This is a genomic window from Pimelobacter simplex (assembly GCF_024662235.1).
Taxonomy (GTDB): Bacteria; Actinomycetota; Actinomycetes; order Propionibacteriales; family Nocardioidaceae; genus Nocardioides.
Genome location: NZ_CP096276.1, coordinates 23,353 through 45,988 on the forward strand (window position 1 = coordinate 23,353; position 22,636 = coordinate 45,988).

The 22,636-nt window shown below is 73.8% G+C and carries 27 protein-coding genes; 12 read left to right on the forward strand and 15 right to left on the reverse strand.

All coding sequences use genetic code 11. From position 1 onward, the window contains the following. Positions 1 to 3: 3 nt before the first annotated feature. Complete coding sequence (locus tag M0M48_RS00120) at positions 4 to 1,188, reverse strand: ATP-binding protein (RefSeq protein WP_215813225.1); 1,185 nt, start codon at positions 1,186 to 1,188, stop codon at positions 4 to 6. Between the two features lie 69 nt (positions 1,189 to 1,257). Then, entirely contained in the window at positions 1,258 to 1,899 is a 642-nt protein-coding gene (locus M0M48_RS00125) for a maleylpyruvate isomerase family mycothiol-dependent enzyme (RefSeq protein ID WP_215813224.1), read from the reverse strand. A 63-nt stretch (positions 1,900 to 1,962) separates the two neighbouring features. Between M0M48_RS00125 and M0M48_RS00130 the strand changes: the two genes are divergently transcribed. From M0M48_RS00130 to M0M48_RS00155, 6 genes are all read left to right on the forward strand, one after another. Then, positions 1,963 to 2,394, forward strand: coding sequence for a MarR family winged helix-turn-helix transcriptional regulator (locus tag M0M48_RS00130; RefSeq protein WP_257753922.1), 432 nt, complete (start codon positions 1,963 to 1,965; stop codon positions 2,392 to 2,394). A 210-nt stretch (positions 2,395 to 2,604) separates the two neighbouring features. Next, positions 2,605 to 3,219, forward strand: coding sequence for a 50S ribosomal protein L25/general stress protein Ctc (locus M0M48_RS00135; protein ID WP_257753923.1), 615 nt, complete (start codon positions 2,605 to 2,607; stop codon positions 3,217 to 3,219). 116 nt (positions 3,220 to 3,335) lie between these two features. Then, on the forward strand, positions 3,336 to 3,929 hold the full coding sequence (gene pth / locus M0M48_RS00140; RefSeq protein WP_215813222.1) for an aminoacyl-tRNA hydrolase: 594 nt from the start codon (positions 3,336 to 3,338) through the stop codon (positions 3,927 to 3,929). Positions 3,930 to 3,972: 43 nt separating this feature from the next. Further along, entirely contained in the window at positions 3,973 to 4,764 is a 792-nt protein-coding gene (locus M0M48_RS00145) for a 3'(2'),5'-bisphosphate nucleotidase CysQ (RefSeq protein WP_308220358.1), read from the forward strand. Positions 4,765 to 4,780: 16 nt separating this feature from the next. Continuing rightward, positions 4,781 to 5,596: a hypothetical protein gene (locus tag M0M48_RS00150; protein WP_257753924.1), complete on the forward strand. Its 816-nt coding sequence runs from the start codon at positions 4,781 to 4,783 to the stop codon at positions 5,594 to 5,596. Positions 5,597 to 5,600: 4 nt separating this feature from the next. Then, positions 5,601 to 6,020: a VOC family protein gene (locus M0M48_RS00155; protein WP_257753925.1), complete on the forward strand. Its 420-nt coding sequence runs from the start codon at positions 5,601 to 5,603 to the stop codon at positions 6,018 to 6,020. Positions 6,021 to 6,097: 77 nt separating this feature from the next. Here the strand turns inward: M0M48_RS00155 and M0M48_RS00160 are convergent, their stop codons facing one another. After that, positions 6,098 to 6,730: an alpha-ketoglutarate-dependent dioxygenase AlkB gene (locus M0M48_RS00160; RefSeq protein WP_215813219.1), complete on the reverse strand. Its 633-nt coding sequence runs from the start codon at positions 6,728 to 6,730 to the stop codon at positions 6,098 to 6,100. 102 nt (positions 6,731 to 6,832) lie between these two features. Between M0M48_RS00160 and M0M48_RS00165 the strand changes: the two genes are divergently transcribed. Further along, positions 6,833 to 7,528 (forward strand): GntR family transcriptional regulator, encoded by a 696-nt coding sequence (locus M0M48_RS00165; protein WP_257753926.1) that lies wholly within the window; start codon positions 6,833 to 6,835, stop codon positions 7,526 to 7,528. A 5-nt stretch (positions 7,529 to 7,533) separates the two neighbouring features. On the opposite strand, the gene M0M48_RS00170 is transcribed toward M0M48_RS00165, so the two are convergent. From M0M48_RS00170 to M0M48_RS00185, 4 genes are all read right to left on the reverse strand, one after another. Then, positions 7,534 to 7,911, reverse strand: coding sequence for a hypothetical protein (locus M0M48_RS00170; protein ID WP_257753927.1), 378 nt, complete (start codon positions 7,909 to 7,911; stop codon positions 7,534 to 7,536). Between the two features lie 26 nt (positions 7,912 to 7,937). Beyond that, positions 7,938 to 8,558 carry an HD domain-containing protein gene (locus M0M48_RS00175; protein WP_257753928.1) on the reverse strand — a complete coding sequence of 207 codons (621 nt, stop codon included), beginning with the start codon at positions 8,556 to 8,558 and terminating at the stop codon, positions 7,938 to 7,940. Between the two features lie 56 nt (positions 8,559 to 8,614). Continuing rightward, positions 8,615 to 9,796, reverse strand: coding sequence for an RtcB family protein (locus tag M0M48_RS00180; RefSeq protein ID WP_257753929.1), 1,182 nt, complete (start codon positions 9,794 to 9,796; stop codon positions 8,615 to 8,617). Positions 9,797 to 9,930: 134 nt separating this feature from the next. Continuing rightward, complete coding sequence (locus M0M48_RS00185) at positions 9,931 to 10,422, reverse strand: PadR family transcriptional regulator (protein ID WP_257753930.1); 492 nt, start codon at positions 10,420 to 10,422, stop codon at positions 9,931 to 9,933. A 63-nt stretch (positions 10,423 to 10,485) separates the two neighbouring features. Between M0M48_RS00185 and M0M48_RS00190 the strand changes: the two genes are divergently transcribed. Next, positions 10,486 to 11,922 (forward strand): MFS transporter, encoded by a 1,437-nt coding sequence (locus M0M48_RS00190; protein WP_257753931.1) that lies wholly within the window; start codon positions 10,486 to 10,488, stop codon positions 11,920 to 11,922. On the opposite strand, the gene M0M48_RS00195 is transcribed toward M0M48_RS00190, so the two are convergent. Together M0M48_RS00195 and M0M48_RS00200 are read right to left on the reverse strand one after the other, a co-directional pair. Further along, positions 11,912 to 13,267 carry a TrpB-like pyridoxal phosphate-dependent enzyme gene (locus tag M0M48_RS00195; RefSeq protein ID WP_215813213.1) on the reverse strand — a complete coding sequence of 452 codons (1,356 nt, stop codon included), beginning with the start codon at positions 13,265 to 13,267 and terminating at the stop codon, positions 11,912 to 11,914. The genes M0M48_RS00190 and M0M48_RS00195 overlap by 11 nt on opposite strands. Positions 13,268 to 13,310: 43 nt before the next feature. Beyond that, positions 13,311 to 13,985 (reverse strand): ArsR/SmtB family transcription factor, encoded by a 675-nt coding sequence (locus M0M48_RS00200; protein ID WP_257753932.1) that lies wholly within the window; start codon positions 13,983 to 13,985, stop codon positions 13,311 to 13,313. Between the two features lie 66 nt (positions 13,986 to 14,051). On the opposite strand from M0M48_RS00200, the gene M0M48_RS00205 reads away from it, so the two are divergent. The 3 genes from M0M48_RS00205 to M0M48_RS00215 all read left to right on the forward strand — a co-directional run bounded on the left by M0M48_RS00205 (position 14,052) and on the right by M0M48_RS00215 (position 15,828). Further along, a complete protein-coding gene (locus M0M48_RS00205; RefSeq protein ID WP_257753933.1) occupies positions 14,052 to 14,525 on the forward strand; it encodes a hypothetical protein in 474 nt (157 codons plus the stop codon). A 15-nt stretch (positions 14,526 to 14,540) separates the two neighbouring features. Next, a complete protein-coding gene (locus M0M48_RS00210; RefSeq protein WP_257753934.1) occupies positions 14,541 to 14,846 on the forward strand; it encodes a chorismate mutase in 306 nt (101 codons plus the stop codon). Positions 14,847 to 14,907: 61 nt separating this feature from the next. Next, on the forward strand, positions 14,908 to 15,828 hold the full coding sequence (locus tag M0M48_RS00215) for a bile acid:sodium symporter family protein (RefSeq protein WP_215813209.1): 921 nt from the start codon (positions 14,908 to 14,910) through the stop codon (positions 15,826 to 15,828). Positions 15,829 to 15,845: 17 nt separating this feature from the next. Here M0M48_RS00215 and M0M48_RS00220 read toward each other — a convergent pair whose 3' ends face one another. Further along, a complete protein-coding gene (locus M0M48_RS00220) occupies positions 15,846 to 16,286 on the reverse strand; it encodes a MarR family winged helix-turn-helix transcriptional regulator (RefSeq protein WP_215813208.1) in 441 nt (146 codons plus the stop codon). A 23-nt stretch (positions 16,287 to 16,309) separates the two neighbouring features. Here M0M48_RS00220 and M0M48_RS00225 point away from each other — a divergent pair, with 23 nt between their 5' ends. Next, positions 16,310 to 18,592 (forward strand): arylsulfatase, encoded by a 2,283-nt coding sequence (locus tag M0M48_RS00225; protein ID WP_257753935.1) that lies wholly within the window; start codon positions 16,310 to 16,312, stop codon positions 18,590 to 18,592. On the opposite strand, the gene M0M48_RS00230 is transcribed toward M0M48_RS00225, so the two are convergent. Genes M0M48_RS00230 through M0M48_RS00250 form a run of 5 tightly spaced genes read right to left on the reverse strand, consistent with a single transcriptional unit; the run spans position 18,529 to position 22,575 of the window. Continuing rightward, positions 18,529 to 19,368, reverse strand: coding sequence for an alpha/beta fold hydrolase (locus M0M48_RS00230; RefSeq protein ID WP_257753936.1), 840 nt, complete (start codon positions 19,366 to 19,368; stop codon positions 18,529 to 18,531). The two genes, M0M48_RS00225 and M0M48_RS00230, sit on opposite strands and share 64 nt — an antisense overlap. Before the next feature lie 7 nt (positions 19,369 to 19,375). Further along, positions 19,376 to 19,651 (reverse strand): muconolactone Delta-isomerase, encoded by a 276-nt coding sequence (gene catC / locus M0M48_RS00235; RefSeq protein ID WP_215813206.1) that lies wholly within the window; start codon positions 19,649 to 19,651, stop codon positions 19,376 to 19,378. Further along, entirely contained in the window at positions 19,651 to 20,508 is an 858-nt protein-coding gene (gene catA, locus M0M48_RS00240; protein ID WP_215813205.1) for a catechol 1,2-dioxygenase, read from the reverse strand. Before catA ends, catC begins: the two co-directional genes overlap by 1 nt. A 50-nt stretch (positions 20,509 to 20,558) precedes the next feature. Then, positions 20,559 to 21,662, reverse strand: coding sequence for a mandelate racemase/muconate lactonizing enzyme family protein (locus M0M48_RS00245; protein WP_215813204.1), 1,104 nt, complete (start codon positions 21,660 to 21,662; stop codon positions 20,559 to 20,561). Between the two features lie 7 nt (positions 21,663 to 21,669). Beyond that, entirely contained in the window at positions 21,670 to 22,575 is a 906-nt protein-coding gene (locus M0M48_RS00250) for a LysR substrate-binding domain-containing protein (protein ID WP_257753937.1), read from the reverse strand. Between the last annotated feature and the right edge of the window lie 61 nt (positions 22,576 to 22,636).

Consider the following 22,636-nt stretch of genomic DNA (forward strand, 5'->3'; position numbering starts at 1 on the left):
CGCTCAGGCGTCGTCGAGGCCGCGGACGAAGGCCCCGAATCCCGGGAGCGTGAACCGCACCAGACCGTGGCCCACCGGCTCGATGACGCCCTTCTCGATGAGCCGCTCCCGCGGGGCGCTGATCGAGCGGGAGTCGCGGTCCATCCCGGCCGCGATCGCGACCCGGGTGACGTTGTCGAGGCCGGTCGCGGCCATGGCGGCCAGGAACGCCTGCTCGGTCGGCGTCGCCGCGCCCCAGCGGGCCCGGTGCATCGCGGCCAGCTGCTGCTGGGCGGCGGGCAGGCCGCGTCGTACGTCGGGCAGGCCGAGCTTGCCGCCGCGGCGCGGCCGGGCGGCGTCCCAGGTGCTGCTGCCGATGAGCTGGAGCAGGTACGGGTGCCCGCGGGCCTCGTCGACGACGGCGGTGAGCGCGCCCTCGGTCCAGCCCACGCCGGCCGCGGCCGCGGGGGCGGTGAGCACGGCCCGGGCGTCGGCACTGTTGAGGACGTCGAGGGGCACGAACGCGCTGCGCTCGCCGAAGGTCGCCGCGCGGGTCAGCGCCTCGGGGGTCACGGGGAGTCCGGCGGAGACGACGGCGAGCGGGTTGTGCTCGCGGTCGCCGTCGAGGTTCTGCAGGGTGTTGAGCAGGATCGACATGTCGTCGGGGAGCGCGACGTGCAGCTCGTCGACCAGCAGGAGGAGCCCGGCACCTCCGCGGCGCCGGACGAGGGCGGCGGCGTCGTGGAGCAGCGTGCCGAGCGCGCTGATGGGGGCCAGGCCCAGGGTGTCGTCCGGCTTCTCGCCGGGTGGGGAGGCGACCTCGGCCGCCACCTTGGCGCCGGGCAGGCCGACCTCGACGGAGACCCGCTCGAGGCGCTTGCGCCAGGCCCCTCCGGCACCGCCGCGGGGGAGCACCTCGGCGCGCTCCAGTGCGGTGCGCAGGCCGCTCACCAGCTCGGGCAGCACGGGCCGCTCGCGGCTGCACGCGACCCAGGCCGTCACGAAGCCCAGCTCCTCGGCGCGGCGCTGCGCCGTGCGCAGCAGCGAGGTCTTGCCGATGCCGCGGGGCGCGTGGAAGACGAGCAGGGGGCCGCCGAGCTCGCCGAAGGTGAGGACCCGGGCGAGCTGGTCCTCGATGCGGTGCAGCTCCGCCGCGCGTCCGGCGAAGACCCGCGGCACCTGGCCGGGGGTGTAGGGGTTGGCTGTCATCTGCGCTCCCGAGGATCGATACCCGCCGATACTTCAAGAAAGTATCAACAAGTATCCGCCGGCGCAGGGCTACGCGCGGGGGCGCGGCGGGACGAGCGCCAGCCCGTCTCCCTCGACGAGGTCCGGGTCGGGGGCGCGGCCCGAGGCGAGCATGAGCAGCTCCTGGACCGGGCCGCGGACGACGGGGCCGGAGCCGCGCGCCCAGTCGAGGTCGGTGGCGACCAGCCGGATGCTGCGGACGAGCCGGCCCGTGCCCATGAGCGGCGCGAGCCGTCGTACCCGGTCGGTGGCGACGGCCGCGGCCTCGGGCGCCATCGTGTGCCGCAGCCCGAGCGGGCGGACGATGTCCTGGTGGTGCAGGAGCGCGTCGATGAGCGGCTCGACCGAGGTCGTCGTCGGCACGTGGTGCCGGCTCGTGGCGTGGCGCTCGAAGTCGGCGAGGATGCTCTCCCGGGTCTCGCGGGCGCCGAGCCGCTTCACCTCGCGGAAGATCATCGTGTTGTAGCCGCGCCCGGCGTTGCGCGCCAGCATCCCGGGCATCTGGCGCCAGCCGATCCGGGCCGTGGAGATGACGTGCGCGGCGACGTCGTGGACCGTCCAGCCCGGGCAGAGGGTGGTGTGCGACCACGCGTCCGGGTCGAGGCCGGCGAGCGTCGTGGCGAGCGCGGCGCGCTCGGCATGGATGTGGGCCCACGTCTGCGACCGGTCCATGGCGACTCCCTTCCCTGATATCGTCAGTCTTCCTGACTAGTTCGTCAAGACCCGAGGAGCGCGATGGACCGCCCGCACCCGGCCCTGCTCATGTTCATCGGCGCCCGGTACGTCGAGCAGCGGGTCGCCGAGGCCGTCGCGGCGGCGGGCTACGACGACCTGACCCCGGCGATGGCGCGGGTCGCGGCCCGGCTCGGCGAGGACGGCATCCGGCTCACCGCGCTCGCCGCGCAGGCGCGGATCACCAAGCAGAGCGCCGGCGCGCTCGTCGAGCAGCTCGAGCGCGCGGCGTACGTCGTCCGGGTCCCGGACCCGGGTGACGCCCGCGCCCGGCTGGTGCTGATCGCGCCGCGCGGGCGCGCCGTCCAGCGGCTCGCGCGCGAGGTCGAGGCCGCCGTCGAGCGGGAGTGGACCGCGCACCTGGGCGCGGAGCGGATGGCGGCCCTGCGCGACGCCCTGGAGGCGCTGCGCGAGATCACCGATCCCTACGCCTGACCTGCGGATTTCGCGGGCCCTGCCGCCGTTGGGTAACCTTCTCCGGTTGCCTCGGCGAGGGAGCTCCCGCTTCTGTGACTCCGTGATCGACTGGGCCGGTTCGTCTTGTACGACGCCGCGCGCCCCAGCCGATCACCGGGTGAGGGAAGCGCGGCGTTCTTCGTCTCCGGGCAGCACCCGCCACGTCGACGTACGAACCAGGAGATTCCGATGAGCACCGAGAAGATCAAGGCCGAGGTCCGCACCGAGTTCGGCAAGGGCGCCGCCCGCCGCATCCGTCGCGACAACAAGGTTCCCGCGGTCGTCTACGGCCACGGCAACGAGCCGATCCACCTGACCCTCCCGGGCCACGACACGATGATGGCGCTCAAGCACGGTGGCGCCAACGCGCTCCTCGAGCTCGACATCGACGGCACCGCGCAGCTCGCCCTGACCAAGCAGGTCCAGGTCGACCCGGTCCGCCGCGTCCTCGAGCACGTCGACTTCGTCGCCGTCGTCCGTGGCGAGAAGGTCACCGTCGACGTCCCCGTCCACGTCGTGGGCGACGCCGCCAGCGGCACCCTGGTCGTCACCGAGAACGCCACGGTCCAGGTCGAGGCCGAGGCCACCCACATCCCCGAGCAGTTCGAGGTCAACATCGAGGGCGCCGAGGCCGGCACCCAGTTCCTCGCCGGCCAGATCGAGCTTCCCTCGGGCACCACCCTGCTCACCGACGCCGAGACCCTGGTCGTCAACGTCACCGAGCAGCAGGCCGCCGAGCCCGAGCCCGAGGCCGCTGAGGGCGACGCCGCCCCGGCCGAGGCCGCCGAGGCTGCCGGCGAGTGACCTTCGGCCGGCTCAGGTGGTTCCTGGGCCGACTGATCTCCCCGGTGCGGTCCGCCGCACCGGGGAGCTCCGCATTTCCCACCCCCCTGCCCACCGACGAGACCGGGAGCGAGACCGTGGCGGACGCTGACGTGTGGCTGGTCGTCGGCCTCGGGAACCCCGGGCCGTCGTACGCGGGGCACCGGCACAACATCGGCTACCAGGTGGTCGACGAGCTCGCCCGCCGGATGGGCAGCGGCTTCCGCGCCCACAAGACCGGCCGCGCCGACGTGGTCGAGGGCCGCCTGGCCGCCCCCGGCGCCGCCGCCCCCCGCGTCGTCCTCGCCAAGTCGCGCTCCTACATGAACGAGTCCGGCGGCCCGGTCAAGGCGCTCGCCACGTTCTACAAGGTCCCGCCCGAGCGGATCATCGCGATCCACGACGAGCTCGACATCGACTTCGGCACGCTCCGGATCAAGCTCGGCGGCGGCGACAACGGCCACAACGGACTCAAGTCCATGCGCTCCTCGCTCGGCACGGGCGACTTCTACCGGATCCGGGCCGGCATCGGCCGCCCGCCGGGACGCCAGGACGTCGCCGACTTCGTGCTCTCCAACTACTCGACCACCGAGCGCAAGGAGCTGCCGTTCCAGGTCGACAGCGCCGCGGACGCGGTCGAGACGCTCATCGCCGAGGGCCTGGAGAAGACCCAGCAGACGTTCAACCGGTGACGGCCGCGCTCCGGGTTCGCGCCGGATCGCTACGCTGGCGACCGTGACTTCCGTGCCCGGTACCCCCGCTCCCGACGTCGTCGCCGACGACCACCTCTTCGCCGCCTGGCTGGCCGAGGCCGCCGGGCGCCGCCTGCTCGAGGTGCGCACCGAGGGGCTCGAGGGCAAGGAGCTCAAGGACGCCGGCGACCGGGCCGCGCACGTGCTGCTCATGGAGCTGCTGGCCGCGCACCGGCCCGACGACGCGGTCCTGTCCGAGGAGGCGCTCGAGAGCGCCGACGACAAGGACGCCCGGCTGAGCGCCGCCAAGGTCTGGATCATCGACCCGCTCGACGGCACCCGCGAGTTCTCCGAGCCGCCGCGGGACGACTGGGCGGTCCACGTCGCGCTGTGGCAGGACGGCGAGCTGGTCGCCGGAGCCGTCGCGCAGCCGGTGCTGGGCGAGACCTTCACCACCGGTACGCCGCCCGTCGTACCGGCGCGCACGTCGCAGCGCCCGCGCATCGCGGTCTCGCGCACCCGTCCGCCGGCGTTCGTCCAGGCGCTGGCCGCCGAGCTCGACGCCGAGCTGGTCCCGATGGGCTCGGCCGGGGTCAAGATGATGTCGGTCGTGCGCGACGTCGCCGACGCCTACGTGCACGCGGGCGGGCAGTACGAGTGGGACTCTGCGGCCCCCGTGGCCGTGGCCCGCGCGGCCGGCCTGTTCACCTCGCGCGTCGACGGCAGCGAGCTGGTCTACAACCAGGCCGACGTCTACCTGCCCGACGTCATCGTGTGCCGCCCCGAGCTCTCCGAGCAGATCCTCGCCTTCATCAAGGCCAACGGCACCGACTGACGAATCGTGCGACCCCATGGCTGAGGCAGAACCCCAGGAGGCTTCGCAGGCCCCCGAGCGCAGGACGCGGATCGACTGGCCCGCGACCTTCGCGGGGGCCGGCGCGGCGGTGACCGTCGCCGTGCTGCTCTCCACCCTCGGCGCGGCCGGCACCCTGATCGGCGCCGCCCTGGGCAGCGTCATCGCCACGGTCAGCTCCGCGCTCTACAAGCAGGGCATCGAGTCGAGCCGGCGGCGGATGGCCGACGTCCAGGCCGCCGCGCTCCAGCGGGTCAACCTGGCCGACCAGAACGTACGCCGCGCCTCGCGCCGCTCCGACCCCGAGGCCGCCGAGCGCGAGCTCGACCGCGCCCACCACCACCTCGACGCCGCCAGCAGTGACCTCGAGGAGGCCGAGCCCAGCCGCTGGGCCCAGCTGCCGTGGAAGAAGATCGCGCTCCTCGCCGCGCTCGTCTTCGTGATCGCGATCGTGGTGATCAGCCTGGTCGAGCTGATCGCCGGCAAGAGCGTCTCGACGATCACCGGCGGCACCGACGGCTCCGACCGGACCTCGCTCACCGGGATCTTCGGCGACAAGAACGGCGGCGGCAACGACCGCGACCGCCCGCGGCCCGACCCGGACCCGACGCCGACCGGTCCCACCGACGCGCCGACCACCGGTCCGACCGACCCCACCACGGGGCCGACCGACCCGACGACGGCGCCGACCGACCCGACCGACGGACCGACCACCGGGCCCACCGACCCGGGGACGACGCCCACCGAGCCCCCTCCGGGCACGCCGACGCCCACCCCGAGCCCGACACCGACCGGGGCGCCCGCCGTACCCTGACGGGATGACGTCGTTCCTCTCGCACCTCACCGTCGACTGCGCGAACGCCTATGACCTCTCGGAGTGGTGGAAGCCGGTCCTCGGCTACACCGACGTGCCCGGCGATCCCAACGAGCCGGGCCACGAGGAGTGCATGATCGTCGACCCCGACACCGGCCAGCAGGTGCTCTTCATCGAGGTCCCGGACCGCAAGAGCACCAAGAACCGGCTCCACCTCGACCTGCGCCCGCGCCCCGGCTCCGGCGGCCGCGACGACGAGCTCGAGCGCCTGCTCGACCACGGCGCCACCCAGGTCGCCGACCACCGCGGGATCTACGGTCCCGGCTCGGGGTGGGTCGTGCTGGCGGACCCGGAGGGCAACGAGTTCTGCATCCTGCGCTCGCAGGAGGAGATCGACGAGCAGGCCCAGGCGGCGCAGGGCTAGCGCGGCAGCGCGGCGGGAGGCGCTGAGGGCAGCTTTGCTGCCGGGACCTGCGCCGGAGACGCGCTCGCCCCGACAGGTCAGAAGACGTTGAGGGGCCGGAACTGCACCGAGACGCGCGGTCCGGCCGCCGCCACCTTGGGCACCGCGTGCTCCCAGGTGCGCTGGCAGGCCCCGCCCATGACGACCAGGTCGCCGTGGCCCATCTCGACCGCGAACGCCTCGTCGCGCCGCTCGGGGTCGCGGGGGCGCAGGTGGAGGCGGCGCGGGTCGCCGAGGGAGACGATGGCGACCATCGTGTCGTGGGTGGAGCCGCGGCCGATGGTGTCGCCGTGCCAGGCGACGCTGTCGCGCCCGTCGCGGTAGTAGCAGCAGCCCGCCGTGCGGAAGGGCTCGCCCAGCTCGGGCAGGTAGTGCGCGCTGAGGCGCTCGCGGGCGGCGCTCAGCGCGGGGTGGGGGAGCTCGTCGCCGATCATGTAGGTGAACACCAGGCGGGGTACGTCGACCACGCGGTCGTACATCGTGCGCCGCTCGGCGCGCCAGGGCACCTCGGTGACCAGGGTCGCGAAGACGTCATCGGCGTCGGGGAGCCAGTTGCGGGCGACGTCGACCCAGGCGCCGGCGCTGAGCGAGCGGCGCTCGGGGGCCAGCTCGGACGCCGGGACGGCCGTGGTGGCCGGGTCGAACAGGCTGGTCTGGAAGTCGACCGTCATGGGTTCGAGGGTACCTCAGGATTCGAACAGGTGTTCGCACTGCGGCAAAGTTTCCGCGATTCTCCGGACGCCCTCGCGCGTCCTCTCTAGCCTTTCGCCACGATGAGCCGCTCACTCAAGCACGTCGCGATCCGCGAGTACGTGCGCAACCTGGTCGATGGGAGCGCGCCCGGCACGGCCGCGCCGTCCGAGCGCGACCTCGTCGACCGGTTCGGCGTGGCGCGGATGACGGTGCGTCAGGCGCTGGACGCGTTGGTCGGTGAGGGGGTGCTGGAGCGCTTCCCCGGTCGGGGGACGTTCGTCGCCACCCCCCGGCGTACGGCGAGCGGGGTGACGAGCTTCAGCGAGGAGATGGCGCGCCGCGGCATCGTCGCCGAGTCCCGCACCCTCGCCGCGGACCAGCTGCCCGCGGGGGAGAACCTCGCCCGGGCGCTGCAGGTCCAGGCCGGCGTCCCGGTCGTGCACTGGCGCCGGCTGCGGATGACCGACGGTCGCCCGGTCTGCCTCTCCGACGCCTACCTCGACCGGACCCGCGTGCCGGGGCTGCTCGAGTGCCTCCCCACCAGCCTGTACGACGACCTGGCCGCGCGCGGCCTGCGTCCCAGCTGGGCCGAGGACATGCTCGCCGCGGCCACCGCGACGCCCGAGGAGGCGGCCCTGCTGGAGATCCCGTCCGGCTCGGCGGTGCTGCGCCACCACCGGCGGGCCCTGGCCGGCGATGCGGTGGTCGAGGTGTCGCGGACGGTCTACCGCGGGGACGCGTACACGCTCAACGTCCAGCTCTGCGCCACGCGCTGAGCGCGCTAGCGGGCGCCGAGCCCGCCCAGCGGCGCGACCGGTGTCCCGGTCTCCTCGCACACCCAGGTGGGGTCGGGGCCGCCGAGGTCGGGCTCGATGTGGAGGGCGTGCACGGGTCCGTCGGCGCAGTGGGTGCACACCGGCCACAGGCCCTCGCGCACCCCGCGCCCGAACTGGTCGGCGAGGCCGTCCTGGACGTCCTGGGCGACCAGGCCGGCGACGAAGTCCTGTCCGGGCGGCCACTGGCTCAGCCACCACCGGCGCTCCGAACAGGCCTCCTCGAGCAGGGTCACCGAGGCCGGGCTCCCGAGGCCGCGGGCCTCGAGGTCGGCCAGCACCCGGGCCCGGGCCGTGTAGATAGCGCTGTCGTCCACGCCTCCCATTGTGCGTGCTCGGGGGTGAGCGGTGCTCAGGAGGACGACAGGACGCCGAGCTCGCGGGCCATGTTGGCCCGGGCCGGCTCCTCCCACCGCGCGCGGCCGTGGGCGGTGCGGAAGAGCTCGGGGGCGTCGGCGAGCGCGCGCAGGACGTCGGCCCGGCCGGCGGTGAAGACGTCGTCGGACAGGTGCGCGTACTCGGTGCGCACGGCCGCGACGTACTCGTCGTAGCGCTCGCGGCCGGCGGCGAGGATCGAGAGGTCGGCGTCGCTCAGCGCGCAGCCGTTGTCGTCGCCGGCCTCGGGTCGGTGGTGCTCGGTGAGCCGCACCAGGCGGGCGACCTCGGCGACGGTCGCCGGGTCGGCGTGCTGGGGGAGCGCGTGCTCGGCCCAGGTCGCCGAGCGCTCCTCGGCGTCGCGCTCGCCGTCGTACACCGCGTCGTGGAACCAGGCTGCGAGCAGCACCGGGGTCCGGTCGAAGGCGGTGCCGGCCGCGGCCAGCTCGTCGAGCCGGGCCAGCACCTCGGCGAGGTGGCGGGTGCCGTGGTGGCCGCGGCTCGGTTCGCCGTAGGCCGCCAGGAGCTCGTCGCGCAGGGCGTCGGCGCCGGTCAGCGGCCAGGGCAGGTCGGGATGGGTGGGATGGTCGTCCTCCATCCGCACATTCAAACCGACCGCCCCGGCCGCTGTCACCGGTGGGTCCGGATCGGGGCTCAGTCGCCCTTCACGTTCACGATCTGGCGCAGCGTGTGCCGGACCTCGACGAGGTCGGCCGCGTCGGCCATCACCCGGTCGATGTCCTTGTACGCCGCGGGGATCTCGTCGATGAACGCGTCGGTGTCGCGGTACTCGATGCCCGCCATCGCCTCCCGCAGCTGCTCGCGGGTGAAGGTCCGCCGGGCCTTGGACCGGGAGTACTCCCGCCCTGCGCCGTGCGGCGCCGAGTGCAGCGCCACCGGGTTGCCCAGCCCGCTCACCACGTACGACGCCGTGCCCATCGAACCCGGGATCAGCCCCGGCCGCCCGAGCTCGGCGTTGATCGCACCCTTGCGGGAGAGCCACACGTCGCGCCCGAAGTGCCGCTCCTGCTCGGTGTAGTTGTGGTGGCAGTTGATCTCCTCGGCCCGCTCGACCTCGTCGGCCGAACCGAGCCCGACCCACTCCGCGAACTGCCGCACGACCCGGTCCATCATCTCCTCGCGGTTGAGCAGCGCGTAGCGCTGCGCCCACCGCATCTCGCGGATGTAGGACCAGAACTCGTCGGTGCCCTCGGCGAGGTAGGCCAGGTCCTTGTCGGGGAGCTTGATCCACCACTTCTCGCACAGGTCGCGGGCGACCTGGATGTGCTTCTGCGCGATCTTGTTGCCCACGCCCCGCGATCCGGAGTGCAGGAACAGCCACACCCGCTGCTCCTCGTCGACGGTCACCTCGATGAAGTGGTTGCCCGAGCCGAGCGTGCCCAGCTGCAGCTCCCAGCGCTTCGCGTAGCGGCCGGGATCGAAGCCCGCCTGCTCGGCCGCGGCGCTCAGCTCGTCGAGCCGGCGCTGCGTGTGCTCGCGCGAGATCGTCTGGTTGGCGGCGCCGGCCGAGAGCGGGACGGCCCGCTCGATCGCCTCCCGCAGCGGTCGCCGGTCCGCGGGCAGCTCGTCGGCGACGTACTGCGTGCGGACCGCGATCATGCCGCAGCCGATGTCGACGCCGACCGCGGCCGGGATGATCGCGCCGAGGGTCGGGATGACCGAGCCCACCGTCGCGCCCAGGCCCAGGTGGGCGTCGGGCATCAGCGCGAGGTGCGGGTGGATGAACGGCATCCGGGCCGTGGTCATCGCCTGCTCGCGGGTGCCCTGCTCGAGGATCGAAGCCCAGCTGAGGAGCTTCGGGGTGATCTTGTCCATCGATGGTTCCTGTGTCGTCGCCCTTCTCGTGACGTGCGTTCTCGTGGTGGCCGCGGACGCGACCGGCGGTGAACGCTAGAGGGGCGGAAATGCCTTGTGCAGGTGGTTTTCGAGCGGCTACGGGTGCGGGGCGCTCAGCGTGCGGCCTGCTCGCGCAGCCAGGCCGCGAGCACCTCGTTGATCCGCAGGCCGAGGTCGATCTGGGCGGCGAAGGGCTCGTCGGCGTCGGTCTGGTCGTGCAGCTCGCGCAGCGTGGCGATCTCGGCCTCGACGTGGTCGAGGTCGCGGGTGAAGACCTGGCGGCGGTCCTCGGGTGACAGGAGCTGGTTGAGGAACAGCCGCACGGCGCCCTCGTTGCGCTGGGAGCGGTCCGGCTCGGCCTCGACGAGCCAGCGGCGCAGCTCCTCGCGGCCGGCGTCGGTGGGGGCGTACGTCTTGCTGCCGCGGGCCCCGCGCTCGACGACCTCGACCAGTCCGCCGGCCTCGAGGCGGGCGAGCTCGGGATAGATCTGGCTGTGCCCGGCGTGCCAGGCCGAGCGGAGGGAGACGTCGAACATCCGCGCGATCTCGTAGCCCGTCGAGGGCTTGCGGGCGAGCAGGCCCAGGATCGCGTGGCGCAACGACATGGGCCGAGCCTAGTCCCAGCAATCCAGATTGACATGTCGAAAATGACATGTCAGATTCGATATGTGAATCCACCTGATCTCTCGCCCCGGCGCCGCGGGCTGCTCTGGGCCGCCGTCGTCTCGGGACTGCTGCTCGCGATGCTCGACCAGACGATCGTCGGCACGGCGCTGCCGCGGATCGTGGGCGACCTGGGCGGACCGTCGTGGTACGTCTGGGCGTTCACCTGCTACCTCGTGCCGGCCACCGTCCTGCTGCCGGTCGCGACCCGGCTCTCCGACCGGACCGGTCGCCGCGACATGCTGCTCCTGGGCATGGCGCTGTTCCTGGTGGGCTCGGCGGTCTGCGCGCTGGCCGGCTCGATGCCCGTCTTCGTCGCCGGCCGTACGACGCAGGGCGCGGGCGCCGCGGCCCTGGAGGCGTTGAGCTTCCTCGTCGTCAACGAGCTCGCCCGCGACAGCAAGCGCGGCGCGGGCCAGGCGGCGATCTCGGCCGTGATGGCGATCAGCTTCATCGCCGGTCCGCTCATCGGCGGCCTGCTCACCGACCACGTCGGCTGGCGCTGGGCGTTCCTGGTCAACCTGCCCGTCGGCCTGGCCGCCATGGTGATGCTGCTGCGCTCGCTGCCCGCCGGCTTCGGCCGGATGGAGTCGCGGCGTACCGACGTCGACCTCGCGGGCATCGCCTGCCTGGTCCTCGGCATCGGCGCGCTCCTGGTGGCGCTCAACCGGCACCAGCAGCTCGGCGACTGGCTGCTGCCGTCGACCGGGGGCGCGCTCGTGTGCGGTGTGCTCGGGATCGTGCTGTTCCTGCGCGTCGAGGCCACGGCGGCCGCGCCGATCGTGCCGCTGCGCCTGCTGGCCGACCCCGCGTCGGCCCGGCTGCTGCTCGCCGGGGCCTTCGCGACGACGGGGCTCTACGCGTGCGTGCTGCTGGTCCCGCGCTGGTACCAGCTCGACGGCGGGCTCGATGCCACCGGCGCCGGGATCCGGGTCTACCCGCTCCTCGTCGCGCTGCTCGTCGGCGTCAACGTGGGCGCCGTGCTGGTGAGCCGAGGCGGTCTGCGCGTGCCGCTGGTCGCGGCGAGCGCCGTCACCCTGGCCGGCGCGCTCGCCTTCCTCGGGCTGGGGGCGTCGTCGGCGGCGGTGCTGCCGCTCGCCGCGATGGCGCTGCTCGGCCTCGGCATGGGACCGCAGCTGTCCGGCCTGCAGATCGCGCTCTCCCGGAGCGTCGCGCCCCGCGACCTCGCCGCGGCGATGGGGACCCTGCTCCTGGGCCGGCAGGTGATCGGTGCCGTGGCGCTGGCCGCGGGCGACGCGCTCTTCCGGAGCCGGGCCGCGACCCACGGAGACTCGGCAGGCACCGGCTGGGCGATCGCGTGGGTGGCCGGGGCCGGCGCGGTCGTGGCCGCCCTCGCCCTGGTCGCGGGACGACGACGGCCCGGGAGCCGCACCGCTGCGCGTCTCCCGGGCCGTGCGTACGACGGTTCGGTCAGTCGATGACCGGCACGTTGGCCAGCGCCTCGCTCAGCGCCTCGTCCGACAGCGGGTCATCGTCGAGGTTGCCGTCGAGGAAGCTCGCGTAGGCGCCGAGCTCGAGCAGGCCGTGGCCCGACAGGCCCACGACGATGACCGGCGAGGTGCCGGCCTCGGTCGCGGCGAGCGCCTCGCGGCGTACCTGGGCGAGGGCGTGGGAGGACTCGGGCGCCGGGACGATGCCCTGGGTGCGGGCGAACTCGACCGCCGCCTCGAAGCACTCGTTCTGGTGCAGCGCGACCGCGTCGATGTAGCCCTCGTTGACCGCGTGCGAGACCAGCGGCGCCATGCCGTGGTAGCGCAGGCCGCCCGCGTGGATCGGCGACGGCACGAAGTCGTGGCCGAGCGTGTGCATCTTCATCAGCGGCGTGAGGCCCGCGGTGTCGCCGAAGTCGTAGCGGTACTCACCGCGGGTCAGCGTCGGGCACGAGCTCGGCTCGACCGCGAGGATCCGCGGGTCCTGGTTGCCGGCGAGCTTCTCGCGCAGGAACGGGAACGCGAGGCCGGCGAAGTTCGAGCCGCCGCCCGCGCAGCCGACGACCAGGTCGGCACCGGTCTCGCCGGCCTTGGCGAGCTGGCGCAGCGCCTCCTCGCCGATGACGCTCTGGTGCAGCAGGACGTGGTTGAGCACCGAGCCCAGCGCGTACTTGGCCTCGGGGTCCTGCGCGGCGACCTCGACCGCCTCGGAGATCGCGATGCCGAGCGAGCCGGGGTGGTCCTCGGCGAACGCCTTGCCCGACTCGGTCAGGCGGCTGGGGGAGCGGTGCACCTTGCCGCCGAAGACCTCGATCAGCGTGCGCCGCTGCGGCTTGGTGTCGAACGAGGCGCCGACCTGCCACACCTCGCACGTCACGCCGAACAGCGAGGCGGCGTACGACAGGGCGGTGCCCCACTGGCCCGCGCCGGTCTCGGTGGTGAGCCGGGTGATGCCGTTGATCTTGTTGTAGTAGACCTGCGGCACCGCGGTGTTGACCTTGTGCGAGCCGGCCGGCGAGACGCCTTCGTACTTGTAGTAGATCCGGGCGCTGGTGCCGAGCTTCTCCTCCCAGCGGCGGGCGCGGTAGAGCGGGCTCGGGCGGTACTGCCGGTAGACGTCGAGCACGGCCTCGGGGATCTCGACGTACCGCTCGGCGGTGACCTCCTGCGCGATCAGCTCGGGCGGGAACAGCGGCGCGAGGTCGTCGGGGCCGACCGGCTCGTGGGTGCCCGGGTGGAGCGGCGGCGGCGGGGGGACCGGGAGGTCGGCGACGATGTTGTACCAGTGGGTCGGCTGCTCGTCGGGGTCGAGGGTGTACATCACCTGGTCGCTCATGGGGGTCCTCTCGGGAAGGCGTCGTGCTCGGAGGTCTCGGATCCTAGGGGAGCGCGACGCCGAGCAGGCCGAGCGCGTCCTCTCCGTGGGCGGTGACGGTGAGCCCGCGGCTGCCGGGCTTGCGGACCACCCACCCGTCCGCGAGCGCGTGCGCCGCGAGCCGGGCGCCGAGCACGCCGGCGACGTGGTCGCGGCGCTCGGTCCAGTCGCGGCAGGCGCGCAGCAGCGGACGCCGTCCCGTGCGGACGTCGTCGAGGTCGATGCCGAGCTGCGCGGCGAGGGCGCTCCGGCCGGCCGGCGTGACCGTGGTGAGCGCGGCATCGACCCACTCCTGCGCCACCAGCCGCTCGGTGAGCGCGACGCCGAGCCGGCCGGCCAGGTGGTCGTAGCAGGTGCGCGCCCGTCGTACGCGCTGCTGCTCGCGGGAGAGCCGCAGCGACGTCACCTCCTCGGGCGCCGGCCCGCCGAGCAGCTCGAGCGCCTGGGCGATCCGCGGGTCGGTCATCGTGTACTGCCGGTGCCGCCCGTCCCGCTCGACGGTGGCCAGCCCCGCCGCCACGAGGACGGCGAGGTGCTCGCTCGCCGTCGCCGAGCTCACCCCGCCCGCCCGGGCCAGCTCGCCTGCCAGGTGCGGTGCTCCGTCGAGCAGGACGTGGATCATCGCGGCCCGGGCCGGTGCTCCGAGGGCCCGGCCGATCTGGGCGAGGTCGGCGCTCATGGGGTCGATCATCGCGCGGCGACGTCTCGGCCGCGACCGAGACGTCGGCGGCCTAGCGTCGCCGCCATGAGCATCGAGGAGAGCACGACCGACCCCGGCCGCGTCGTCGAGGAGGCCACCGCCGAGGTCCTCGCCCTGGCCCGCACCTGGCTCGCCTGGGACGGGCGGCCGCGGGTCGCCGAGGACGGCGCCCGGATCTACACGCCGCACAAGGCGGTCCGCCGCTACGGCGACCACCTCGTCGACCACCTGGCGCAGGTCGAGGCGCTCCTGGCCGGCGTGCCCACCCGGCCCAACGGCTGGTTCGAGAGCGCGGTGACGACGCCGGCCGACCTGGCGCCGTTCACCGAGGTCGACCTCGTCGAGGCGACCGAGCGGCTGGCCCGGCTCTCGCGCACGTTCCGGCTGCGGCTGCTCGCGGCGGGCCCGGACGCGTGGGACCGGCCGCGGGGCGCGGACTGGACGCTGCGCGAGATCGCCGTCCACGTGGGCGACCCGTGGTACGCCCGGCAGGTCGGTGATCTCCGTCCGGAGGCGTAGGGCAGGATGCGGGGTGTGAGTGCAGAAGACGCCGCCCGCGCCGAGCTCCACCGCCTGCGGTCGAGCATCGACAACCTCGACGCCGCCCTCATCCACCTGCTCGCGGAGCGGTTCAAGTGCACCGAGACCGTGGGCCGGCTCAAGGCCCGGGCCGGGATGCCGCCGGCCGATCCCGCGCGCGAGGCCGTGCAGATCGCCCGGCTGCGGTCGATGGCCGAGAGCTCGGGGCTCGACCCGCACTTCGCGGAGAAGATCCTCAACGTGATCATCGGCGAGGTCATCCGCAACCACGAGCAGTTCGCCGAGGAGCGCGAGGACTGAGCCTCCCGCGCCACCCCTCCCATATGCTTAACTGCGGTTAAGCACTTGGGAGGGAGGCTCGATGCTCGCTGCCGCGTCCGACCTGGACGCGCTCCGGCTCTCGTTGGGCCAGGGCGGTCAGACCGGGATCAAGCTGCTCATCGCGGTCTTCCTGCTGGGCGTCGCGCTCGACGTCCGGCTCGCCGACCTCCGCGCCGTCGTACGGCGCCCGCTGGTGCTGGCCGGCGGCCTCGCGGCCCAGTTCGCGGTGCTGCCGGCGCTGACCCTGCTGCTGTGCCGGGCCCTGGACGTCGGCGGCTCGGTCGCGCTGGGGATGCTGCTCATCGCCTGCTGCCCGGCCGGCAACCTCTCCAACCTGCTGACCCACCGTGCGCACGGTGACGTCGCGCTGTCGATCGCGCTGACCACCTGCTCCAACCTGCTGGCGGTCGCGGCGACGCCGGTCGCGTTCGGCTTCTGGGCCGCGCGCTACCCGGCGGCCGACGCGCTGCTGAGCGACATCCGGCTCGACCCGGTCGAGATGGGCGTCGAGGTGGCGCTCCTGATCGGGCTGCCGTTCGCCGTCGGCATCGCGGTGGCCGCGCGCCGGCCGGGGCTGGCGGCCCGGCTGCGCCGACCCGTCGAGATCGCCGTCCTGGTCACGCTGCTGCTCGTGATCGTGGCGGGGCTGGCCACCCGCGGTGGCGTGATCGTGGCGCACCTGGACGAGGTCGCGGTCCCCGCGATCATCCAGAACGCCGTCGTCCTCCTCGTCGGGTACGTCGTGGGCCGCTCCTTCCGGCTCCCGCCCGCGGGGGTGCGGGCGATGACCTTCGAGACCGGCATCCGCAACACGGCGCTCGGGCTGGTCCTGGCGCTGGCGTACTTCGACCAGCTCGGCGGGGTCGCGCTCGTCGTCGCCTTCTGGGCGCTGTGGGACGTGCTGACCGGGCTGCTGCTGTCGTCGTTCTGGCGCCGGCGCCCGCCGGAGCCGGCGTCATGACGCGGCGGGGCGGGGACCTAGGGCGTCAGCGCGCGCGGCAGGTGCGCCGACCCGCGCTCGACCAGCGACTCCAGTCCGCGCCGGGTCGCGGCCGCGTCGTCGGCGCCGACCGCGGCGGCGAGGCTCGCCTCGAACTCCGCGTGGAAGGCGCTCGCGCAGGCCAGCGCCGCCCGGCCGCGCTCGGTCACCCGGACCGCGCGCACCCGCTTGTCGCTGGTCCCGGCGCGCTCGAGGTAGCCCGCGTCGAGCATCGGGTTGATCGCCTTGAGCGCACCGGGGCTGCTGAGGTCCATCCGCTCGGCCAGGTCGCGCAGGCTCAGCTCCTCGTCGCCGAGGGTGCGCAGCACCCAGCCGCTGCGCACGGTGAAGTCCCCGAACCCCTCCTCGCCCAGCCGCTCGTGCAGGGCGTCGACGAACACCACGCCCGCCAGGCTGAGCAGCACACCGAAGTCCGTCACCCGAGCATCGTAGGAGCCCGATCGTGAGCGAGAACCCCGCCACCGCCCCGGTCATCGCCCGGACGGCGGACGCGTCCACGCCGTACCACGCGCCGCGGCCGCGCCCGGCCGGTCGCCCCCACGTGCTGGTCGTGCTGCTCGACGACATCGGGTTCGGCCAGCTCGGCACATTCGGCGGCGAGATCGACACCCCCAACATCGACCGGATCGCCGGGCAGGGCCTGCGCTACAACCGCTTCCACGTGACGGCGATGTGCTCACCGAGCCGGGCCTCGCTGCTGACCGGACGCAACTCCCACGCGGTGGGCATCGGCTTCCTGGCCGACATGCCGGGCGGCTACCCGGGCTACAGCGGCCGGATGCCGGCGTCGGCGGCCACCCTGCCCCGCATCCTGCGCGACGCCGGGTGGAACACGATGGCCGTCGGCAAGTGGCACCTGACCCCGCGCAACGACCGCACCGCCGCCGGCCCGTTCGACACCTGGCCGCTGGGGCAGGGCTTCGAGCGCTTCTACGGCTTCCTCCACGGCGACGCGAACCAGTGGACGCCGACGCTCTACCGCGACAACTCGCCGGTCGAGCCGCCCGCGACGCCGGAGCAGGGCTACCACCTCACCGAGGACCTCGTCGACGAGGCGGTGCGGATGGTCAAGGACCAGAAGCACGCCGCCCCCGACAAGCCGTTCCTGATGTACTTCGCGCCCGGGGCCGGGCACGCGCCGCACCAGGTGCCGCCCGCGTGGATCGAGGCCTACGCGGGGCGCTTCGACGACGGGTGGGAGTGCCTGCGCGAGCGGGTCTTCGCGCGCCAGCAGGCCGCGGGCCTCGTCCCCGAGGGCACCACGCTGCCGCCGCGGCCGCCGTGGGTGCAGGACTGGGCCGAGCTCGGCGCCGACGAGCGCCGTCTCTTCGCGCGGTACGCCGAGGCGCACGCCGGCTTCGTCGCCCACTTCGACCACCATCTCGGCCGGCTGCTCGACAGCCTGGAGGAGCTGGGCATCCTCGACGACACGATCGTCCTGCTCACCTCGGACAACGGCGCCAGCGCCGAGGGCGGCCGGCTCGGCTCGCTCAACGAGCACCGCTTCGGGTTCGGGGTGGGCGACGACCTCGACGACAACCTCGCCGCCATCGACGACATCGGCGGCTGGCGCGGCTACAACCACTACCCGTGGGGCTGGGCGTGGGCCGGGAACACCCCGTTCCACCTGTGGAAGCGCTACTCCTGGCTCGGCGGCGTCCGGGTCCCGATGGTGCTCAAGCCGCCGCGCGGGATGGCCGTTCCGGGCGGGATCCGCGAGCAGTGGTGCCACATCGTCGACATCGCGCCCACCGTGCTGGACCTGTGCGGGGTCACCGCGCCGGCGCAGGTCGACGGCGTCGCGCAGCAGCCGATGGCAGGCGCCTCGCTGCGCGCCACACTCGCCGATCCCGCGGCGCCGGCGCCGCGCACCACGCAGTACTTCGAGATGCTCGGCTCGCGCTCGATCATCCACGAGGGCTGGAAGGCCACCACCGACCACGTCTCGACCGGCGTCGACGACGAGCGGATGCTGCCCGGCAGCCGCGACTTCGCGACCGACCGGTGGTGCCTCTACCGGATGGACGACGACTTCTCCGAGGCGCACGACCTCGCCGACGAGCACCCCGAGGTCGTCGCCGACCTGGAGGCGCGGTGGGAGGCGGAGGCCGCGGCCAACCAGGTGTTCCCGCTGACCGACGGGCTCTACGGGCACCTGCCCGGCATCGAGCCGCCGCTGTGGCCGGTGCCCGAGCGTCTCGTCGTCCGGCCCGGCGCGAACCCGGTGGCCGACGAGGCCGTGCCGTCGCTCGCGCTGGGGGCGCTGGTCGAGGCGGACGTCGTCGTACCGGACGGGGGAGGGGAGGGCGTGCTCGCCGCGATCGGCGACTGGTCGAACGGCTGGGCGCTCGTGGTGGTCGACGGCTGCCCGCGGTTCCTGCTCAACGCCACCAGCACGCCGTACGACGTCACGTCGGTCGCGCCGCTGACCCCGGGCGCGCACACGGTCGGGTTCCGCCTGGCCGGAGCCGACGGCGTCCTGCTGGTCGACGGGACCGAGGTCGCCCGCGCGCCGTTCGCGCAGGGCATGGGCGCGAGCGGCATCCAGATCGGCGGGGGCGGGCTCCGGCTCGGCCACGACGCGGGATTCCCGGTCAGCGACGCCTATGCGCCGCCGTTCGCGTGGACCGGCGTCCTGCGGTCGGTGACCTTCACCGGCGGTCAGGCGCTGGCCGACCTCGACGCCGCCCGGGCCCGGCTGTCGGCGTTGCTGCGCGCGGAGTGAGCGGGCGGGGCGAGGTGGTCGCGCAGCAGGACGGCGACCTCGTCCGGCGCCTCGTAGGGCGCCAGGTGGCCCACGCCGCCGAGCACCTCGAGCCGGCCGTCCGCGACGCCGTCGGCGATCTCGGCCAGCGCGGCGGGCGGGGTGGCGACGTCCTCGGCTCCGGCCACCGCGAGCAGCGGCACCTCGACCTCGGCCAGCCGGTCGCGCACGTCGAAGCCGCCGAGCGCCTCGCAGACCCGGGCGTAGCCCTCGGGATCGACGGTGGCGAGATCGCCGAGCGCGGCGGCACGCCGCTCCTCGGGGATCGCGCTGCCGAACCAGCGCGCCGGTGACGACGCGACCATCGGCGCCATCCCCTCGGCCCGCACGAGCGCGGCCCGGTCGCGCCAGCCGTCCGGACCGCCGAAGGACGCGGCGCTGCACAGCACGGTGAGCGACGAGAGCCGGCCGGGGTGGTCCAGCGCGAGCCGGAGGCCGACCGCGCCCCCGACCGAGTCGCCCGCGTAGGCGAACGGAACGGCCTCCCCGACGGCCTCGCCGACCGCGGCGAGCACGGCCTCGGCGAGCACCGCCATCGAGAAGCCCGGCGTGAGCCGGTCGGCGGCGGGGCTGTGGCCGTGGCCGGGGAGGTCCCAGCCGAGGACGTTCCAGCCCTCCAGGCGGTGGGCGACCGCGCCCCAGAGCCGGTCGGTCGTCGTACCGAGCGAGGGACCGACGACGAGGAGCGGGCGGCCGGGGGTGCCGGCCAGGTGGCGCAGGGCGAGGCGGGGCGTCACGGCATCCTCAGATCGCCGACGGGTGCGTGGTCAGGGGAGTGACCTCGATCCGCATGTAGGGGAACAGTGGCAGGCTCGACAGGATCTCGTGCAGCCGCGCGTTGGACTCCACGTCGAAGACGCTGATGTTGGCGTACTGCCCGACGATGCGCCACAGGTGCGCCCACTCGCCGGAGCGCTGGAGCTCCTGGGAGTACGCCTTCTCCCGCGCGAGCACGTCGTCCCGCTGGGCGGGGTCGAGGTCGCGCGGGAGGTCGACGTCCATCCGGACCTGGAACAGCATCAGGCGGGGTTCTCGGGGTCGAGCACGAAGCCGTAGTCGACGGTGACCGAGCCGTCGGCCTGGGCCTGCGGCGCCAGCATCAGCTCGGGCTTCACGGCCGAGGCGATGTCGTCGTCGTTGTGCTCGTCGCCGGGGAAGTAGAGCTGGGCGGTGAGCAGCTCGTGACCGGGCGCGGAGACCTTGACGTGCAGGTGGGCGGGACGCCACGCGTGCCATCCGGCGGCGGCGATGAGCTTGCCGCAGGAGCCGTCGGTCGGGATCTGGTACGGCGCGGGCTGGATCGTGTGGATCTCGAAGGCGCCGTCGGCACCGACCCGGAAGTTGCCGCGCAGGTTCCACTCGGCGATGCCGGGCGCGAACTGCGAGTAGAAGCCGTCGCTGTCGGCGTGCCACAGCTCGACGAGCGCGCCGTCGAGCGGCGTGCCGTCGGTCGAGGTGACCGTGCCCGTCCACACCAGCGGCGTGCCGGCCTCGCCCTCGCGCATCTCGATGGTGCCCTTCGCACCCTGCTCGGGCGCGCCGGGGACGTAGTACGGGCCCTCGATCGAGCCCTTGTTGCCCTCGCGGTGGGCGGTGTTGACGTCCTCGACGACGTGCTCGAGCCACACGTCGAGGAAGAGCGGCCACTCGCCGTCCTCGCCGACGCCGATCATCCACGCCTTGAGCGCGTTGAACTCGTCGTAGGTGACCTTCTCGTCGCGGACCGTCTGGTAGACGGCATCGAGCACGCGCCGGGCCAGGCGGTCGACTCGCTCGGGCGGGGTGTCCCTGACCGCCGCGTAGGGCGACTTGTCGGAGTGGAAGCGCTCGGTGGCGCTGGCGCCGGAAGCGGCGGCGGTGGCGACCTCGGTGGTCATGACGTGTCCTCTCGGGTTGGTTTCCTGCGGTGCTGCGGTGCTGCTGCGGCTCAGGAGTCGGTGCGGTAGCGGCGAAGCTTGTCTTCGTCGATGTCGACGCCGAGCCCGGCGCCGGGTCGGAGGGCGAGCTCGCCGTTCTCGATGCGGAGCGGCTCGGTGAGCAGGTCGTCGCTCATGTCGAGGAAGTTCGACAGCTCGCCGGCGTGCAGGGTGGTGCGCTGGTGCGCCGCCCCGAACGCCACGGTGCAGATCGAGCCGAGCTGGCCGTCGATCTGGTTGCCCATGACCACCTCGAGGCCGAGTCCCTCGGCGAGGTGGAGCACCCGCTGCGAGCCGGAGAAGCCGGTGCGCGCGGTCTTGATCGAGAGAGCCGTCGCCGCGCCGCCGAGCACCTCGCGGGTGACCTCGGCGGGCGTCGTGGCGGACTCGTCGGCGATGAAGGGGACGTCGAGCTGCTGCACCAGCCAGCGCCGGCCCAGCACGTCGTCGGCCGGGCTGAGCTCCTCGGCGAAGGCCAGGTCCAGGTCGGCCATCTGGCGCATCGCCCGCGCGGACTCCGAGGCCGTCCAGCCGCGGTTGCCGTCGACGTACAGGACGACGTCGGGGCCCAGACCCTCGCGCAGTGCCCGGACCACGGCCACGTCGAGCGCCGCGGGACGCCGGCCGACCTTGACCTTGAACGTCGTGATGCCGTGGACGTCGCGCATCCGCTCGGCCTCGTCGACCATCGCCCCGGGCTGGTCGAAGCCGAGCATGTGCGAGACGCGCATCCGGTCGGTGTAGCCGCCTAGCAGCTCGGTCACGGTGAGCCCGAGGGTGCGGCCGAGCGCGTCCCACACCGCCATGTCGATCGCGGCCTTGGCGGTCGGGTTGCCGACCGTGCGGCCCAGCAGGGCCGCCATCTGCTCCCGGTCGGTCAGCGAGAGACCGACCAGCTGGGGGGCGAAGATCGTCTCGATCACCGCGATGATGCCGCGCTGCGTCTCGCCGTAGGTGAACGGCCGCGGCGGGGCCTCGGCGACACCGACGATCCCGTCGTCGGTGCGGACGCGGACCAGCACGTGGTCGGCGACGTGCACCTCGCCGCTGGCGAACTTCAGCGGCTTGACGTAGGGGATCCGGAACGGGATCGCCTCGATCGCGGTGATCTTCACGGGGTCCTCAGCTCGTGGGGGAGGGGTGCGGGGAGAAGAAGCCGTCGCGGTCGAGGACGTCGAGCGCGCCGGTGACCAGCGCCGACGGCTCTCCGGCCCGCCAGGCCAGGGAGAGGTCGATGCTCGCGGCCCCGGCGACGTCGCGGAACACGACGCCCTTGAGCTGCATGCTGCGCACCGACTCGGGGACGAGGGCGACGCCGAGGTGGGCCGCGACCAGGGCCAGCAGCGCGGCCGTGCCCGGCGCGCGGTGGGTGATGTTGGGGGAGAAGCCGGCCCGGCGGCAGCTGGAGAGCATCGCCTCGTTGACCGCCGAGCGGGTGTCGGCATAGGCCACGAACTCGTCGGCGGAGACGTCGACGACCTCGAGCGCCGGCTCGGGCACGAGCCGGTGGTCGGCCGGCAGGGCGAGCACGAGCGGCTCCTGCAGGAGCGTGCGGGTCTCGATGCCGGGCTCGGCGACCGGTCCGCGCAGCACGCCGAGGTCGAGCCGCCCGTCGAGCAGCCGTTCCACCTGGGCGGGGGTGAGCAGGTCGGCCTGCACCTCCAGGACGACGCCAGGCAGCGCCGCGCGGATCATCCGGGAGAGCCGGGCGAGCTGGGTGAACGCGCTGGTGCCGGTGAAGCCGACCCGGAGCAGCCCGCGGCTGCCCTCGGCGATGCTCCGGGCGCCCAGGACCGAGGCGTCGAGGTCGCCGAGGATCCGGCGCACCTCGCGGTGGAAGAACTCGCCGGCCGGGGTGAGCGCGACCTGGCGGGTGGTGCGCGCGAGGAGCAGCACGCCGAGCTCGGCCTCCAGCCGCCGGATCGCCTGGGAGAGGGCCGGCTGGGCCAGGTGGAGGCGCTCGGCGGCCTGGCCGAAGTGGCAGGTCTCGGCGACGGCGTCGAAGTAGCGCAGCTGCTTGAGGTCCATGCTCACCTCCTCGGGGGCGTCGAGCCGGTGTGGCGGTCGTCACGCGGCTGTTTCACGCTAG

Bases quoted from the DNA above. Each gene is read 5' to 3' on its own strand.
- M0M48_RS00120 (WP_215813225.1), bottom strand. From the start codon at position 1,188: ATGACAGCCAACCCCTACACCCCCGGCCAGGTGCCGCGGGTCTTCGCC.
- M0M48_RS00125 (WP_215813224.1), bottom strand. From the start codon at position 1,899: ATGGACCGGTCGCAGACGTGGGCCCACATCCATGCCGAGCGCGCCGCG.
- M0M48_RS00130 (WP_257753922.1), top strand. From the start codon at position 1,963: ATGGACCGCCCGCACCCGGCCCTGCTCATGTTCATCGGCGCCCGGTAC.
- M0M48_RS00135 (WP_257753923.1), top strand. From the start codon at position 2,605: ATGAGCACCGAGAAGATCAAGGCCGAGGTCCGCACCGAGTTCGGCAAG.
- M0M48_RS00150 (WP_257753924.1), top strand. From the start codon at position 4,781: ATGGCTGAGGCAGAACCCCAGGAGGCTTCGCAGGCCCCCGAGCGCAGG.
- M0M48_RS00155 (WP_257753925.1), top strand. From the start codon at position 5,601: ATGACGTCGTTCCTCTCGCACCTCACCGTCGACTGCGCGAACGCCTAT.
- M0M48_RS00160 (WP_215813219.1), bottom strand. From the start codon at position 6,730: ATGACGGTCGACTTCCAGACCAGCCTGTTCGACCCGGCCACCACGGCC.
- M0M48_RS00165 (WP_257753926.1), top strand. From the start codon at position 6,833: ATGAGCCGCTCACTCAAGCACGTCGCGATCCGCGAGTACGTGCGCAAC.
- M0M48_RS00170 (WP_257753927.1), bottom strand. From the start codon at position 7,911: ATGGGAGGCGTGGACGACAGCGCTATCTACACGGCCCGGGCCCGGGTG.
- M0M48_RS00175 (WP_257753928.1), bottom strand. From the start codon at position 8,558: ATGGAGGACGACCATCCCACCCATCCCGACCTGCCCTGGCCGCTGACC.
- M0M48_RS00180 (WP_257753929.1), bottom strand. From the start codon at position 9,796: ATGGACAAGATCACCCCGAAGCTCCTCAGCTGGGCTTCGATCCTCGAG.
- M0M48_RS00185 (WP_257753930.1), bottom strand. From the start codon at position 10,422: ATGTCGTTGCGCCACGCGATCCTGGGCCTGCTCGCCCGCAAGCCCTCG.
- M0M48_RS00195 (WP_215813213.1), bottom strand. From the start codon at position 13,267: ATGAGCGACCAGGTGATGTACACCCTCGACCCCGACGAGCAGCCGACC.
- M0M48_RS00200 (WP_257753932.1), bottom strand. From the start codon at position 13,985: ATGAGCGCCGACCTCGCCCAGATCGGCCGGGCCCTCGGAGCACCGGCC.
- M0M48_RS00205 (WP_257753933.1), top strand. From the start codon at position 14,052: ATGAGCATCGAGGAGAGCACGACCGACCCCGGCCGCGTCGTCGAGGAG.
- M0M48_RS00215 (WP_215813209.1), top strand. From the start codon at position 14,908: ATGCTCGCTGCCGCGTCCGACCTGGACGCGCTCCGGCTCTCGTTGGGC.
- catC (WP_215813206.1), bottom strand. From the start codon at position 19,651: ATGCTGTTCCAGGTCCGGATGGACGTCGACCTCCCGCGCGACCTCGAC.
- catA (WP_215813205.1), bottom strand. From the start codon at position 20,508: ATGACCACCGAGGTCGCCACCGCCGCCGCTTCCGGCGCCAGCGCCACC.
- M0M48_RS00250 (WP_257753937.1), bottom strand. From the start codon at position 22,575: ATGGACCTCAAGCAGCTGCGCTACTTCGACGCCGTCGCCGAGACCTGC.